Raw genomic sequence first — 15,225 nt, 5'->3', positions numbered from 1 at the left:
AATGATTCCAGCGTGGATAGTTGAATACGCGGCCCTGTTGGGTCGGGGTCTGCAAACGACCATCACCATTTTGCTGATCTCCATGGTGTTCGGTTTCGTGCTGGCGGTGCTGGTGGCTCTGGCGCGGATCTCGAAGAACAAAGTGATCGCCAGGGCCAGCCTGTTCTACACCAGCGTGTTGCGTGGCACGCCGCTGCTGATCCAGATCTACATTTTCTACTACGGGCTCGGCAGCCTGTTTGCCCAGTTTCCGCTGATCCGTGGCAGCTTCTTCTGGCCATACCTGCGTGACGGCTACTGGTACATCGTCTTCGCGCTGGTGCTGTCGGTGGGGGCGTATGTCGGTGAAGTCATTCGCGGTGGGCTGCTGGCAGTGCCCAAAGGCGAAATGGAAGCCGCGTCGGCCTTCGGCATGACCCAACGCCAGGCTTTGTTGCGGGTACGCTTGCCCCGGGCGATGCGGTTGCTGTTGCCGACCCTCGCCGGGGAGACCGTGATGCTGCTCAAATCCACGGCGCTGGCGTCGACCATCGCGATCATCGACCTGCTGGGTGCGGCCAACGTGGTACGCGCGCAAACCCTGCAAGTGTACGAGCCGCTGTTGCTGGTCGCTGGTGTGTATGTCTGCCTGACGTTCCTGATCGAGGCGCTATTCGCCTTCTTCGAGCGTCGGGGAACGCCAGTGCGCAGGTCCGTGTGATGAGCACGCCAGGGACGGTCGACCGGTCGTTGCAAGGTATTGGTCTGTGCACCTTGGGCTATGCGTTCCTGGCGTTGCAGGACGCCGTAATCAAGTGGCTGGTGGCCGATTATTCGGTGGTCACCATCCTGTTCTGGCGCAGCTTGTTCGTGGTGTTTGTATGCCTGGTGGCGGGGCGTTTGCGGCTGGTGCAAAAAGCCTGGCGCTCGCCGAGCCGACGCCTGCTGGTGCAGCGTGGTTTGCTGTCGATTGTCGCCTGGGTGCTGTATTACACGGCGGCCCGGGACCTGTCGCTGGCGGAGATGACCACGCTGTATTTTTCGGCGCCGATCATGGTCACGGTGTTGGCGGCGGTGTTCCTCAAGGAGCGCGCGAACGGCTGGCAGTGGTTCACCCTGATCGTCGGATTTGTCGGGGTGATCATCGCCTGTCGCCCCAGCAACATCGCCGAGCCGTTGCCGGTGGTGCTGACGCTGCTGGCGGCCATGTGCTGGGCCTTTACCTACATCCAGTTGCGGCAGGTGGATGACCAGACGTCGGTGCTGGAGCAGATGCTCATCACCAACGTGGTGTTTGTGATCTGCATGACCGTGGCGCTGCCCTGGACCCACACGCCGTCGCCAACCCCGGCCTGGCTGGGGATGCTCGCGGCGGGCCTGGTCGGCGGTATCGGTCAGTACCTGTTGTTTGCGAGTTTCCGGCGAGCCACGGCGACGTTGCTGGCGCCGTTCGAGTACACCGGGCTAATCTGGGCGTTCCTGTTGTCGAGCCTGATCTGGGGCACGGTGATGGATGTGTCACTGATGATCGGCGCCGGGCTGATCGCGGTCAGCGGCACCCTGGCGATGATCTTCGGGCGCCACGCCTCACAGGACGTCGTCGGTGCTGAATGCTCCGTGACGCAACCCCTTTATCCAGCAGCGACAGATGTGGAGCCCGTTGGCGGGACTGAAGGTTTCGGGGTTGAGGCACCACTCGATCCAGAGTCCGTCGAGCATCGCCGATAGGCCGATGGCGGCCAGGTGAGTGTCGTGAATCACAAAGCCTTCGCTGGCAGCCAGGTCATCCAGGAGTTGGCGGAGCAAGTCGAGGTAGGCGCGGTAGCTTTTTTCGTGAGACTGGCTGACGTGTTCGGAATGGCGAATCAGGCTCCAGAACACCACCCAGGCGCCGAGCAAATCGGGGTCCATGACCCGTGGCGCGAATGAACCGGTCAGGAACGCGTCCATCCTCGCGGCCGGCGTGTCGGCCTGCTCTATTTCCTGAAGCAGGGCCGTGGTCAGTTCGCTCGCGAGCTTCTGATAGGTGTCGGCGATCAACGCATCGATGCTGCCGAAATGATGGTTGAGCAAGCCAACGGACACGCCGGCCTCGGTGGCGATGCGGCGCACGGAGATACCGGCATGCCCGTCACGGACCAGGCAACGCAACGTGGCAGCCACCAGCATTTCGCGGCGCTCGTCAGGTTCGGCGCGGCGGTTTTTCGGAGCGGTAGTGGTCACAGGGACGTCCTTGGGTGCGGTTACTCGTTCGCGAGCTTAGTTGAACGTCTGTTCAATCACCAGCGGCGATGCACGGGTTTTTAACGATCATGACGGGAGGACACGCGGATGGCGCAGGATATTTCGTTCAACGTTCGCAGCAACAACGGCGACCCGCTGCGGGTGGGGGCCTGGCGTTTCGAGGGCGATGGCAGCGGCCCCAAGGTGCACCTGCAAGCCGGGGTGCATGCCGATGAAATCGCCGGGATGCTGGTGTTGCACCTGCTGATGCAACGCCTGCAAGTGGCCGAAGCCGAAGGTCGGCTCAAGAGTCAGGTGACAGTGGTGCCGCAGGCCAATCCGCTGGGTATCGGGCAGTTTCGTCAGGGACGTCTGCTGGGCCGATTCCACGACGCGACCGGCCATAACTTCAACCGCGGGTTCGACCAGTCCGCAGCGATGAATCCACCCTCGACGAATGTCCAGGAATGGCAGAAAAGCCTGGTGCAACTGGCCTCCAGCGCAGATGTCATGCTCGACCTGCACACCGATGACGAGGCGCTGCCGTATCTCTATGTGCACCGCAGTTTCTGGCCCCGTGGCCGTGAACTGGCGGCTGCGATGAAAATGGACGTGGCGATCATCTGGGACGACGGCGGTGATGGTTCCTTCGAGGAAAGCATCATTGCGCCCTGGCTGCGAAAGGGCGTCAGCGAGCGGCAAATGGCGGCGACGCTGGAGCTGCGCGGGCAGGGCGATGTCAGCGACCAGTTTGCCGAGCAGGATGCCGAGGGGCTCTATGCCTGGTTGTGCAGTTACGGGGTCATCGATGAGGCGCTGACACTGGGTGACTGGCCTGTCGAAGTGATGGAAATGGGGCAGATGGAAACCATTCTGGCACCGCAGCCAGGGGTGCTGATCTTTGAAAAGGACTTGGGAGATTTTGTCGAGGAAGGGCAGCGCTTTGCCCGGATTCTGCGGCGTCCCGGGGATCCGTCGTCAGAGGTGGTGTTGGTGGCCGAGCAAGCGGGACGGATGGTGACGCGCTATCGCGATCGGTTGGTGTCCCAGGGCATGGTCGTGGCGAAGTTCACCGGCAGCCGGGTGTCGCGCCATTGGCGTGGCGGATTGCTGGATCCGAACTGACGCCTTTTCTTTTGCAGCAGCTGCCGAGGCACGAGGCTGCGTTGCGTGTCCGCAGGACCGCCCTCGGGGGCCGCTGCGCAGCCCGACGCAGCCTCGTGCCTCGGCAGCTGCTACATGTGTTTTTGCTTGACGCTGCCAGTTGTTCAGTGGGAAAAAGTGCGGGCAGGACTATCGATTGGATCCAAATTGCAGGCCAACGCTGGAATTAAGGACGATTCATGAAAACGCTTTTGTGTTTGCTGTTGGCCATCGCGGTCGGCACTGCGCTGCAGTCTGTGGGTGTGCCCCATGGGCTCTTGCTGGGCTCGATACTCTCAACCGCGATCATCGTCAGCCAGTCGGGTTTTTCTCCCACGCTGCGCTTCAGCCTTGGCTTCGTGCAAATCGTCCTGGGGATTGCGACCGGGTTGATGTTTCAGGCGTGGGACAACCAGGCCGTCGCGTCGCTGTTGCCCAGCCTTGGCCTGTTACTCCTGTGCCTGGCCGTTCAGGTCGGCATCGCCGGGTTGTGGTTGTACAAAGTCACTGGCTGGAACGTCAAAGACTCGCTGCTGGCGGTCTATCCGGGGGCGCTGGCTGCGGTGTTTGATTTGCTGGAGTCCGAGCGGGCGTCCAGCAAGGTGATCGTGGTGCATCTGGTCCGGCTGTTGTCCATCACGGTGCTGGTGAGCTTCTGCATTCCCGGCACACCTGGCCTGACCGCTGCTGAAAGCAGCCCTTGGGTCTTGAGCACCGTACTGACACTGGCGTCACTGATCGTGCTGTGCCTTTTGTTGGGTCGCCTGTTGTTGCGATTTGGCGTCCCGGCACCGTTCATGCTGACGGCCATCGTCCTCACCGGTGTGTTCATCAAGGTGGGTTATCTGCAGACGTTCCACATGCCGCAATGGAGTGTCGATTTCGCGTCGGTCCTGCTCGGCGTGTTGATCGGCTCGAAGTTCCAGGACATCAGCTTCAAGGATCTCGTGCGGCACGGCAGGGCTGGACTGATCGGCGTGGTCTTGATGTTGCTGGTGGCTGCGGCATTCGCCGCTTTGGCCGGGAAAATCCTCGGCAGCGACCCGCTTACGGCATGGCTGGCGTACATGCCGGGCGCCATCGAGACCATCACCATCGTCGCGTTCAGTGGCGGGCTGAATGTGGTGTTCATTCTCTCTCATCACCTGGTGCGCATGGTGTTGCTGCATTTTGCGCCGGCCTTGCTTATCCAGGCGCGACGCTGGCGGGAAATGTCCGAGCGATCCTGATTCGCCATGGCTGCGTGTATCAGCACGTATCAATCCACCATGCAGCCAACTTCGTATACAACTCCGTAGCGCTCCTGACACGTGCGCGATACATGCCGGCCTTTGAATGAGGTCACCGCAACCGCGGCATTTATCGTGCACTGACTGGCTGCACTGACTGGAGAACCGCAATGTTCCGTTTCGACTTCCCTAAAACCGCTGGCTCGCTTGGCCTGGCCGTTGCCGCTGCAACATTTGTCGCTTTCACCGGTTTTGCCCAGGCTCAAGAGGCTCCCATCGGCGTTGACCAAAGTGTGCCGGCGGCGAAAAGCTGGCAGACCGGCCTGCACCGAACAGATCTGCTGCACCGTGACCTCGACGTTCCAGAACGTGAAGTGATCCAGGTACGAGTGGATTTTGAACCGGGCGTAGTATCGCCCAAACACGCCCATCCAGGTGTTGAAGTGGCCTACGTTCTGGACGGTACGTTCGAGTATCAACTGGAAGGGCAGCCACCGGTGACGCTAAAGACCGGTGATTCGCTGTACATCCCGGCAGGGGTCGCGCATGTGGCGAAGAATGTGGGGGCGAATACGGGATCGGAACTGGCGACCTACATCGTCAAGAAAGGCCCGGCGCTGGTAGAAATCGTGAAGTAAGACGGCTACATCCGGATCAATTTCGGTGGGGGCGGGGGCGCGTCGAGCCAGGCAAAGGCCGTCGAATCAGGCCATTGGCTTTACAGCCCCTCGCCCAGCAACCTGAGGTACTCAGGGCTGTCGGAAATCGAATTGTGTCCCACCTCCGGGATCACCTCCAACACCGCCACACCCTTGGCGAAATGCTCGTATAAACGCTGCGTGCTCGAATCCGGTATGACCTCGTCCTGCCCGGCTGCGATCAACAACGTCGGTATGTTGATGCGCGCGGCGTAGCGCCAGGATTCAAACCGGTCCCGCAACAGCCACTTCACCGGGAATATCGGAAACTGGCGCGCGGCAATTTCTTCCAGACTGTTATACGGCGTAATCAGCACCAGGCGTGCCGCCGGGCGCTGGCTTGCAAGGCGTATGGCCACGCCCGAACCCAGGCTGCGGCCCACCAGCGCAATGTGCGGGTGCTCGGCGTACACCTTGTCGAACAAGGCCTCGGCATCACGCGCAATGGCGTCTTCCGACGGCGAACCGGCGCTGCCGCCGTAACCTCTGTAATTGAGAAAAAAAAGGGCGTGATCAGGAAAGGCCTGGGCGAACGAGGGCATGTTGCGAGACACGTCCTCGGCATTTCCGCCGAAATAGATCAATGCATTGGGCCCGTCGTGCGCTCGCAGGGAAACCAGCACCTGCGTGCCCGCGTCCGAGAGCGTTAACAGCGGCGTCTCGACGGATCGAGGCTGCGGAAAGTAGATCAGCGCGCGCTGAAACACCCACAACCCGACACACAGCGCCAGGTACAACGCGACAACGATAACGGCAATGAACATCAGGACTCGCGGCATTCGGCTAACGTTAGGTGGCGGCATTGACGGCTCTGGGGTTGAAGGTGGCGATCGCGTGATCGCCGTCAGAGTGTAGTCGACCGGTCGTGAGGCGCGCCGATCCTGGCAGTGCAAAGAGGAGGGGATCGATGCCCGTCACCTTTAAATGGCTCACTGTTCAGCCCGCTGAAAAAACCGCGCTGATGTTGGGTTTTGCCTTTCACTTTTGCGTCCTTGCCAGTTATTACCTGGTACGGCCGCTGCGCGATGCGTTGGGGCTGGAGGGGGGCGCCGACCAGTTGCAGTGGCTGTTCACCGCTACTTTTGTGGTCATGTTGCTGATGGTTCCGCTCTACGGTGCACTGGTTTCGCGGCTGCCGGCCACACGATTCGTGCCGCTGATCTACCGGCTGATTGCGCTGTCGATGCTGGTGTTCGGTGTGCTGATCGCCAATCGCGTCGCGCCGGTGACCGTCGGACGTGTGTTCTTCGTGTGGATCAGTATCTACAACCTGTTCATCGTGACGATTTTCTGGAGCGTGTTGGTCGACCGCTTTTCCAATGAACAAGGGCGCAGGCTGTTCGGCTTCATTGCCGCCGGTGGCACACTCGGGACCTTCATCGGGCCGTTGCTGGCCGCGACCATGGCCACCCGTCTCGGACCGGTGGCCCTCACGCTCGCGGCGGCCTTGCTGCTGGAAATCGCGGTGCGTTGCTACCGGGCTTTGCTGGCCCGCACTGCTTCACAGTCCGGCAAACAGTCGCTGGATGATCGGCGTCTGGGCGGTGGCATGCTGGCGGGCGTCACCCTGATCCTGCGTTCGCGATACCTGATGGGGCTGGTGCTGTTCATGTTGCTGCACACCAGTGCGGCGACGTTGTTGTATTTCGAACAGGGCCGGATCGTCGCTGGCAGCTACGCTGATGTAGCGAGCCGGACGCAATTTTTCGCTATCGTTGATCTGATCGTCTCGGCATTGACCTTGCTGTTCCAGCTCGTGTTGACGGCGCCCCTGATACGGTTGATCGGCGTGGGCGGCGCACTGGCGGCACTGCCGCTGGCCACGATTGTGGCGTTCGCCGCCATGGCCCTGGCGCCGGTGCCGGCGACCGTCGCCCTGGCTCAAGGGCTGCGTCGGTCGGTGGAATTTGCCGTGGTGCGGCCAGCGCGAGAAGTGTTGTGGACGGTGGTCAGCCGCGAAGAAAAGTACAAGGCCAAGAATGTGATCGAAACCCTGGTCTATCGCGGCGGTGATGCTGCCAGCGGCTGGCTGTCCGCCGGGTTGAGCGCATTGGGCGCCGGATTTGGTCTGGTGGCGGTGGTGATCGTGCCGTTTGCCGGATTGTGGGGCGGTTTATGTTTCTGGCTGGCCAGGCGGCAGGAGCAGCGGGCGGCTGGCACACAGGTGGAAGGGCATTACGATGAACCACACTGACGGCATTACGCGTCGCCGATTACTCACGCTGGCTGCCGGTGTCTCGGCGGTCCTCACGTTCGATCACGCCACGGCGCAACCCTCGCCGCCGACCGCAACAGGAGGCAAGAACATGCAGACCCGAGCCATTCCTTCCAGCGCCGAGCCGCTGCCCATCGTCGGGCTGGGCACTTATCGCGGTTTCGATGTTGCCCCTGCAGACCCCGCCTACAAACAGTTGCCCGCCGTGCTCAACGCGTTGTTCGAGAAGGGCGGGACGCTGATCGACAGCTCGCCGATGTATGGCCGTGCCGAGCAGACCACCGGCGAATTGCTGTCGATCCATGAACCGCGCTCGCCGGCATTTCTGGCCACCAAAGTCTGGACGCGCGGGCGTGAAGAAGGCATCGCGCAGATGGAGCAGTCGTTCCGGTTGCTGCAAACCGACCGGATCGATTTGATGCAGATTCATAATCTGCTGGACTGGAAAACCCACCTGCCGACGTTGCGGCAATGGAAGGAAGAAGGGCGCATTCGCTACATCGGTATCACCCATTACACGGCGTCGGCGTATGACGAAGTGGAGGCGGTGCTCAAGGCCGAAGCGCTGGATTTCCTGCAAATCAATTACGCGCTGGATGATCGCGGGGTCGAGAAGCGCATTCTGCCGCTGTGCCGCGAACGGGGTGTGGCGGTGATGTGCAATCGACCGTTTGGCGGCGGAGGCTTGATCGCCCGACTCAAAGGCAAACCGCTGCCGGGGTGGGCAGCACAGGTGCAGGTGAATAGCTGGCCGCAGCTGGCGCTGAAGTTTTTGCTCTCGCACTCGGCGGTGACCTGCGTCATACCGGGTACCGGGAACCCGCGTTACATGGCCGATAATGCCGGGGCGGGATTCGGGCCGATGCTGACGGGGGCGCAGCGTGAGCAGTTGATTGATCTGGTGGGGTAGGGGGAGGAGGTTGAAGATCAAAAGATCGCAGCCTCGTTTCACTCGACAGCTCCTACACTCCGATTAACCTGTCCCGTTTCGTGCGCTGCCTGCTGGCCAGCGCATTGTTTGCCGCGCCGATTGCTTACGCGGCTGAGCCCGCGGTCCTGCATTTCGGTGAACAGAATTACTACAACGTCCGCGCCTCGGTCGAAGCCTCAGGCGTTCCATGCCGATTTCTGGTGCGCCTGAACAAGGTCGGTGCCTGGGTCTGATGCTGTTCACTTAGCGATCGTCAGACGAGCAGGATCCTGTGGCCGACCTGTGGGCAAAGAAGGCCAACCTGGACCAGAACGTTTCGCGTCATTGGTTGCGTCAGGCACACATGACCGTCGGCCCGGTGGATGCGCAAGCGGCTGCGGATTTGCAGAGCACGGCGGACTTTCTGTTCAAGGTCAAGGCACTGCCGACAGCCTTGGCCACCGCGCCGATTATCGACCGTTCGTTTGATCGATCCTTTGCCCAATAACTGACGGCCAGGCAGCGCTGGAACCAAACACTGTGTACCTTATCCAACCTCGGCCAGCAGCGAACTGCGGGCCGATAATGGATAAACGGGCGAAGGGTTTTTGCCATCAAACGTGACCGCAAGGGTCTGCCAAGGCAAAACATGAAACAGCTGTTCAAGGTTCTCGCTGCAATCGCCGTCGTCACCGGACTGGCCGGTTGCATCGCCGCCCCCATCGAAATGACCCCGCAGACCGAACAACGTCTGCGCGGGCAAGCACCGATTCGTTTTCTGCTGACCTTTGACGACGGGCCCAGTGCCTCGAGTTTCTGGAACCCGAGCATGACCGTGCTTGATAGCCTCGCGAGCAATCCGGTGCAGCCGAACATCAAAGCAGTGTTTTTCGTCCAGACTCGGGCCTCTCGGGCGGGCGGCAGTGAGATCGGGCGCGAGGTCATGCGCCGCGAGCAGGCTGAAGGCCAGATCCTGGGATTCCATACGGCCACGCCTGGGCATAGCAATCATCGCTCGCTCGATGACGTCGAGTTGGAGCAATCGCTCAGCAACGGCACCGCCGACATCGCGGCGATCACCGGCACGCCACCGACGCTGGTGCGTCCGCCGTTCTGGAATTACGACAAGCGCACGTTCGCGGCCTATCAACGCCATGGCTTGCAGGTGCTGCTGACGGACCTGAGTGCCAATGACGGCAAAATCTGGGGCTTCAACGCCAGTCCGCGGCGACGGGCCAACATGCTTCGGCAGCTGTCAGTCGTGCGCGAACGCATCGCACTCGGCGAACTGCCGACGGTGGATGGGGTAATTCCGGTCGTCGTGACCTTCCACGACCTGAACCGCTACACCGCCCGGCACGCCCGCGAGTACCTGCAAATCCTCATCGACAGCGCCAACACCACCAAGCTGAAACTGGCGCAGAAACCCTTTTACGACGATAAGGCCGAGCTGCAGCGGGCGGCGATGGCGCGCACCGTGACCGACAGCTCCCAGGCGGTGCAGCTACCGGGGCTCTGGAACTGGATATGGGACGGGGATCGCCACTGATCAATGCCTGGAAATGAGAGGCAGGTATCACTTTTTACTGGCGCAGGATTGGCCAAGGGCATCTATTCTCATTAAGTTCATCCGTCCCACTGCCGCCCGAGACGCCAGCCATGGTTCCCATTTCAGTTCTTTGCAACATTGTGGAGTGTGGTTTTACCCCGTTGTCCTGCGAATGCACGGAGAGCGGCGGATTGCTGCGTATTGAAGTGTTTGAACCCGACACCGGGCAGGTTGAACTGTTGATTTGCGGTGTGTCGACAGAGCAACTGACCAGCGTCCGCGCAATCTCCGAGCTGGTGGGCGAGTTACGCTCGGAGATGAACGCCGGACGCCGGGCGTTTGCCGGGTGAAGGTGGGTTTTCGGGACCTCTACAAACGCATGCCCGTACACCTGTAGGAGCTGTCGAGTGAAACGAGGCTGCGATCTTTTGATCTTGCCTTTTTAAAATCAAAAGATCGCAGCCTCGTTTCACTCGACAGCTCCTACAGGTCCTACATGTCCTACAGGATCAACAGGTTCAACAGGTTCAACAGGTCCTACAGTTCAGAAGGCGACAATTCCTCAATCATCCGCAAACAATGCCTCAACCCCGGTGATACATCCCCGACCCGTTGGCTGAGGATGATCGGCGACGTCGCGTTGTCCTCCAGCAGCGGGGTGAAGCCGATGTCATCGCGGTGCAGCAATTGCACCGACGCCGGCACCAGTGTGACGCCAATTCCAGCCCCCACCAGACCAATCGCCGTTTGCAGCTCGTTGGTCCATTGCGCCACATGAATGCTCACCCCATAGGACTCGAACAGGGCGATCACATGGTCGGCGTAGCTGGGCCGTGGATTGACCGGGTACAGCACGAAGGGCTCTTTGGCCAGTTCGCGCAGGCTGATCGGCGCGCCCAGTAAGGGATGGCCGGCGGGCAGGGCGGCGACGAGGCGGTCTTCGGTCAGCACGGTCTGGAGGATGGCCGGATCATCAATGCGGATGCGTCCAAAGCCGATGTCGATCCGTCCGGCCTTGAGCGCTTGCACCTGTTGCAGCGTGGTCATTTCCGACAACCCCAGTTCCAGCTCCAGCGGCTCGCCACTGCGCAAGCGGCGGATCAGATCCGGCAGCACGCCATACAGGGTCGAAGGCGCGAAACCGATACCCAGCCAGGTCTTTTCGCCCAGGCCGATCCGTCGAGTGTTGTCGCACACGTTGCCCAGTTGCTCGAGCAGGGCGCTGGAGTGTTCATGGAAAAACCGCCCGGCATCGGTCAGTTTCAGCGGTCGGCCACGCTCCAGCAACAGCACACCGAGTTCGTCTTCAAGCTGCTGGATCTGCCGGCTCAGGGGCGGTTGCGCGATGTGCAGCAGTTCTGCAGCACGGGTGAAATTAAGGGTGTGAGCCAGCACCTGAAAATAGCGCAGGTGACGCAGTTCCATGGGACCTCCATAAGCCTGTAGTTTGCATACCTTAAAGGTATCAAGTCAGACCAATTCTATATTGGCTTCCCGAAAAAAGCCGTACGAGAATCGGTTCCAGAACTTTAAGAACCTGACGGGTATTGAAATGCTTGCGACAGCCATTGAATCGATCGAGACGATCATCGTCGATCTGCCGACCATCCGCCCGCACAAGCTGGCGATGCACACCATGCAGAACCAGACACTGGTGATCATTCGTGTTCGCTGTGCCGATGGCATCGAAGGCATCGGTGAATCCACCACCATCGGTGGGCTGGCCTACGGCAATGAAAGCCCCGACAGCATCAAGACCAACATCGATCGCCACTTCGCGCCGCTGTTGCTCGGCCAGGACAGCGCCAACGTGAACGCCGCGATGTTGCGGCTGGAGCGCAGCATTCGTGGCAACACCTTCGCCAAGTCAGGCATCGAAACCGCCTTGCTCGACGCCCAGGGCAAACGCCTCGGCCTGCCGGTGAGCGAGCTGTTGGGCGGTCGTGTGCGGGATGCGCTGCCAGTGGCCTGGACCCTGGCCAGCGGTGATACCGACAAGGACATCGCCGAAGCGGAAAAGATGCTCGACCTGCGCCGCCATCGGATCTTCAAGCTGAAAATCGGTGCCGGCGAAGTCAATCGCGACCTCGCTCACGTCATCGCCATCAAGAAAGCCCTGGGTGACCGCGCAAGCGTCAGGGTCGATGTCAATCAGGCCTGGGACGAAGCGGTTGCTGTGCGCGCCTGCCGGATTCTGGGCACGAACGGCATCGATCTGATCGAGCAACCGATCTCGCGCAATAACCGCTCCGGCATGGTGCGCCTGAATGCCATGAGCCCGGCGCCGATCATGGCCGATGAGTCCATCGAATGCGTGGAGGATGCTTTCAATCTGGCCCGCGAAGGCGCGGCGTCGATTTTCGCCTTGAAGATCGCCAAGAACGGCGGCCCTCGCGCGGTGCTGAAGACCGCCGCCATCGCCGAAGCGGCGGGTATCGGCCTGTACGGCGGAACCATGCTCGAAGGCGGTATCGGCACCATGGCGTCGGCCCATGCCTTCATCACGTTGAACAAGCTGGCCTGGGATACCGAATTGTTCGGGCCGTTGCTGCTGACCGAGGACATCCTCAGCGAGCCGCTGGTCTACCGCGATTTCGAGCTGCACGTGCCAAAAACACCGGGCCTGGGCCTGAGTCTGGATGAAGAGCGCCTGGCGTTTTACCGTCGCGACAAGTCATCCACCGTTCTGCATCACGTCTGAGGAGTGCATCATGCTGTTCCACGTAAAAATGACCGTGAACCTGCCGGTCGACATGAACCCTGAAGTGGCCGCCCGTCTGAAGGCTGACGAAAAGGCTTTCTCCCAGCGCCTGCAAGAGCAGGGCAAGTGGCGTCACCTGTGGCGCATCGCCGGGCTCTATGCCAATTACAGCGTGTTCGACGTCGACAGCGTTCAGGAGCTGCATGACCTGCTGATGCAATTGCCGCTTTACCCGTACATGGCGATCGAAGTCACCGCGATGTGCCGGCATCCTTCGTCGATTCGCGAGGATGACCGCTGAGCCCAGCCTGCTCAGTTCGCTACGCTAATAATTACAAGATGAGGAACCACCATGAACGTCAAGATTTCCCACACTGCCGCTGCCCAGAAATTTCTCGAAGAAGCCAGTGGCCTGCAAAACGACGCCGGCAGCCCGCGCGTCAAAGCCCTGGTTTATCGCATCCTGCGTGACTCGGTGAACATCATCGAAGACCTGGCCGTGACGCCGGAAGAGTTCTGGAAAGCCGTCAACTACCTCAACGTACTGGGCGCGCGTCAAGAGGCGGGGCTGGTAGTGGCCGGGCTTGGGCTGGAGCATTACCTCGACCTGCTGATGGACGCCGAAGACGAGGCGGCCGGCAAGGCTGGCGGCACGCCACGGACCATCGAAGGGCCGTTGTATGTGGCCGGTGCACCGCTCTCGGACTTCGAAGCGCGACTGGATGATGGCGTGGATCCGGGTGTGACGCTGTTCATGCAGGGCCAGGTGCTCAACACCGCGGGCGAACCGCTGGCCGGCGCGGTCGTGGACGTCTGGCACGCCAATACCGGCGGCACCTACTCTTACTTCGATACCACCCAATCGGAATTCAACCTGCGCCGGCGCATCGTCACTGACGCCGAGGGTCGTTATCGCTTTCGCAGCATCGTGCCGTCGGGCTATGGCTGCCCGCCGGATGGTCCGACCCAACAACTGCTCGATCAGCTGGGGCGTCATGGTCAGCGGCCGGCGCACATTCACTTCTTCATTTCCGCGCCGGATCATCGCCACCTGACCACCCAGATCAACCTGGATGGCGATGAGTACCTGCACGACGATTTCGCCTATGCCACCCGTGATGAGCTGATCGCAAAAATCACTTTCAGTGAAGATCAGGCCCGTGCAGCGGCGCATGGCGTGAGCGGTCGGTTTGCCGAAATCGAATTCGACTTCACCCTGCAGTCGTCCGCCCAACCGGACGAGCAACAGCGCCCTGAGCGGGTCCGCGCACTGGAGGATTGAATCGCGATTTGAACCGACCTGCAGGAGCTGAGCTTGCTCGCGATGGCGGTGTGTCAGTTGAAGAGATTTAAACTGATACAGCACCATCGCGAGCAAGCTCGGCTCCTACAGGGGAGGCGGTGACCTGTCGTGGACACTGTTCTAGAATGACCCGACGCAACCTAAAACAACAACGAGAGTGCCCCGATGATGCACGCGCAGCTGTTGAGTCAGCGCAGCAGAGTATTCGACCACGCCGATCCTTATGCGGTGTCGGGTTACGTCAATCAGCATGTCGGTAATCACCACATTCTGATGCCTCGCGCGGGGCGTCCGCTGGCCAGTCTCGATCATCGTAAATTCGCCAGCCTCGACCTCTGCCGCATCAGCTATGGAGCCCCTGTGCGGGTGACGTCGGGTGCGCTGGACAGCATCTATCACTTGCAGGTGTTACTCGGTGGCCATTGCCTCTGGCGGGGGCATGGCGAGGAGCATTATTTCGCGCCGGGTGAACTGTTGTTGATCAACCCCGACGATCCGGTGGACCTGACCTATTCCGACGATTGCGAAAAACTCATTCTCAAAGTCCCGGCATTGCTGCTCGAGTCCGTGTGCAACGAACAGCGTTGGCATTACCCGGACCAGGGCGTGCGGTTTCTGGAGAATCGCTATCAGCTCAACGAGCTGGAAGGTTTTGTGGGGCTGCTGGCGATGATTTGCCAGGAGGCCGAGGCCACCGAGCAAATCCCCAAGGTGCAGGAGCATTACGCGCAGATCATAGTCAGCAAGATGCTGAGTTTGATGAAAACCAATGTCAGCCGCGTCAATCCGGGTTCGCCGTCGGCAACGTTCGAGGCGATTGCCGACTACATTGCGCGCAATCTCAAGCACGACATCGACAGCGAAGAACTGGCACGCCAGGCGCACATCAGCCTGCGTTCGTTGTACGGATTGTTCGAGCGCAACGCCGGCACCACGCCGAAAAGCTACATCCGCCAGAAACGTCTGGAGCGTATCAACGCCTGCCTGAGCGACCCCACCTGCAACGTGCGCAACGTCACGGAAGTGGCGATGGATTACGGTTTCCTGCACTTGGGCAGGTTCTCCAGCTGTTACCGCCAACAGTTCGGCGAACTGCCTTCCGATACCCTCAAGCGTCGGCATTGACCTCACAAACACCACCGTCCCTGTAGGAGCTGCCGAAGGCTGCGATCTTTTGATCTTGCTTTTAGCAACAGAATCAAAAGATCGCAGCCTGCGGCAGCTCCTACAGGGAATGCGTTCCAATGTGGGAATGTGGAAAATTTTTGCCTGTGC

General features: G+C 60.6%; 16 protein-coding genes and 2 pseudogenes. 15 read left to right on the top strand and 3 right to left on the bottom strand.

Translation table 11 applies throughout. The features are described from left to right. Position 1: 1 nt before the first annotated feature. Positions 2–700, top strand: a complete 699-nt coding sequence (locus AC3ZVB_RS14110; protein WP_162440710.1) for an ABC transporter permease — start codon at positions 2–4, stop codon at positions 698–700. Next, entirely contained in the window at positions 700–1,707 is a 1,008-nt protein-coding gene (locus AC3ZVB_RS14105; RefSeq protein WP_162440709.1) for a DMT family transporter, read from the top strand. The genes AC3ZVB_RS14110 and AC3ZVB_RS14105 overlap by 1 nt, the downstream gene beginning before the upstream one ends. On the opposite strand, the pseudogene AC3ZVB_RS14100 reads toward AC3ZVB_RS14105, so the two are convergent. Next, positions 1,663–2,148: pseudogene (locus AC3ZVB_RS14100) on the bottom strand (TetR family transcriptional regulator C-terminal domain-containing protein); the annotation flags it as partial. The gene AC3ZVB_RS14105 and the pseudogene AC3ZVB_RS14100 sit on opposite strands and share 45 nt — an antisense overlap. A gap of 162 nt (positions 2,149–2,310) precedes the next feature. On the opposite strand from AC3ZVB_RS14100, the gene AC3ZVB_RS14095 reads away from it, so the two are divergent. The 3 genes from AC3ZVB_RS14095 to AC3ZVB_RS14085 all read left to right on the top strand — a co-directional run bounded on the left by AC3ZVB_RS14095 (position 2,311) and on the right by AC3ZVB_RS14085 (position 5,212). Next, positions 2,311–3,327: a M14 family metallopeptidase gene (locus AC3ZVB_RS14095; protein WP_490146842.1), complete on the top strand. Its 1,017-nt coding sequence runs from the start codon at positions 2,311–2,313 to the stop codon at positions 3,325–3,327. Between the two features lie 218 nt (positions 3,328–3,545). Continuing rightward, positions 3,546–4,574, top strand: coding sequence for an AbrB family transcriptional regulator (locus tag AC3ZVB_RS14090; protein ID WP_490146841.1), 1,029 nt, complete (start codon positions 3,546–3,548; stop codon positions 4,572–4,574). A 170-nt stretch (positions 4,575–4,744) separates the two neighbouring features. Further along, positions 4,745–5,212, top strand: a complete 468-nt coding sequence (locus AC3ZVB_RS14085; RefSeq protein ID WP_162441179.1) for a cupin domain-containing protein — start codon at positions 4,745–4,747, stop codon at positions 5,210–5,212. Positions 5,213–5,292: 80 nt separating this feature from the next. On the opposite strand, the gene AC3ZVB_RS14080 is transcribed toward AC3ZVB_RS14085, so the two are convergent. Beyond that, entirely contained in the window at positions 5,293–6,075 is a 783-nt protein-coding gene (locus tag AC3ZVB_RS14080; protein ID WP_490146840.1) for an alpha/beta hydrolase, read from the bottom strand. Between the two features lie 104 nt (positions 6,076–6,179). Between AC3ZVB_RS14080 and AC3ZVB_RS14075 the strand changes: the two genes are divergently transcribed. The 6 genes and pseudogenes from AC3ZVB_RS14075 (at position 6,180) to AC3ZVB_RS14050 (ending at position 10,296) form a co-directional block, all read left to right on the top strand. Beyond that, a complete protein-coding gene (locus AC3ZVB_RS14075; RefSeq protein WP_247266946.1) occupies positions 6,180–7,466 on the top strand; it encodes an NTP/NDP exchange transporter in 1,287 nt (428 codons plus the stop codon). Beyond that, a complete protein-coding gene (locus AC3ZVB_RS14070; protein ID WP_162440549.1) occupies positions 7,453–8,397 on the top strand; it encodes an aldo/keto reductase in 945 nt (314 codons plus the stop codon). Before AC3ZVB_RS14075 ends, AC3ZVB_RS14070 begins: the two co-directional genes overlap by 14 nt. 80 nt (positions 8,398–8,477) lie before the next feature. Next, positions 8,478–8,651 (top strand): hypothetical protein, encoded by a 174-nt coding sequence (locus AC3ZVB_RS14065; protein ID WP_490146839.1) that lies wholly within the window; start codon positions 8,478–8,480, stop codon positions 8,649–8,651. 32 nt (positions 8,652–8,683) lie between these two features. Further along, positions 8,684–8,905, top strand: a pseudogene (locus AC3ZVB_RS14060) (ABC transporter substrate-binding protein); the annotation flags it as partial. Between the two features lie 141 nt (positions 8,906–9,046). Further along, on the top strand, positions 9,047–9,946 hold the full coding sequence (locus AC3ZVB_RS14055) for a polysaccharide deacetylase family protein (RefSeq protein WP_490146838.1): 900 nt from the start codon (positions 9,047–9,049) through the stop codon (positions 9,944–9,946). A gap of 110 nt (positions 9,947–10,056) precedes the next feature. Then, positions 10,057–10,296, top strand: coding sequence for a DUF1652 domain-containing protein (locus AC3ZVB_RS14050; RefSeq protein ID WP_162440551.1), 240 nt, complete (start codon positions 10,057–10,059; stop codon positions 10,294–10,296). 187 nt (positions 10,297–10,483) lie between these two features. Here AC3ZVB_RS14050 and AC3ZVB_RS14045 read toward each other — a convergent pair whose 3' ends face one another. Beyond that, entirely contained in the window at positions 10,484–11,371 is an 888-nt protein-coding gene (locus AC3ZVB_RS14045) for a LysR family transcriptional regulator (protein ID WP_162440552.1), read from the bottom strand. 127 nt (positions 11,372–11,498) lie between these two features. On the opposite strand from AC3ZVB_RS14045, the gene AC3ZVB_RS14040 reads away from it, so the two are divergent. The 4 genes from AC3ZVB_RS14040 (at position 11,499) to AC3ZVB_RS14025 (ending at position 15,075) form a co-directional block, all read left to right on the top strand. Next, positions 11,499–12,647 (top strand): muconate cycloisomerase family protein, encoded by a 1,149-nt coding sequence (locus AC3ZVB_RS14040; RefSeq protein ID WP_490146837.1) that lies wholly within the window; start codon positions 11,499–11,501, stop codon positions 12,645–12,647. 10 nt (positions 12,648–12,657) lie between these two features. Beyond that, a complete protein-coding gene (catC, locus tag AC3ZVB_RS14035; protein ID WP_162440554.1) occupies positions 12,658–12,948 on the top strand; it encodes a muconolactone Delta-isomerase in 291 nt (96 codons plus the stop codon). 51 nt (positions 12,949–12,999) lie between these two features. Further along, the gene (catA, locus tag AC3ZVB_RS14030) at positions 13,000–13,929 is read left to right on the top strand and encodes a catechol 1,2-dioxygenase (RefSeq protein WP_162440555.1); all 930 of its coding nucleotides are present in this window, start codon (positions 13,000–13,002) and stop codon (positions 13,927–13,929) included. 186 nt (positions 13,930–14,115) lie between these two features. Continuing rightward, entirely contained in the window at positions 14,116–15,075 is a 960-nt protein-coding gene (locus tag AC3ZVB_RS14025; protein ID WP_490146836.1) for an AraC family transcriptional regulator, read from the top strand. Positions 15,076–15,225: the final 150 nt, after the last annotated feature.

It is taken from the genome of Pseudomonas sp. MDV22-iso1 (genome assembly GCF_058145095.1).
This window is presented reverse-complemented; position numbering and strand designations above follow the sequence as displayed.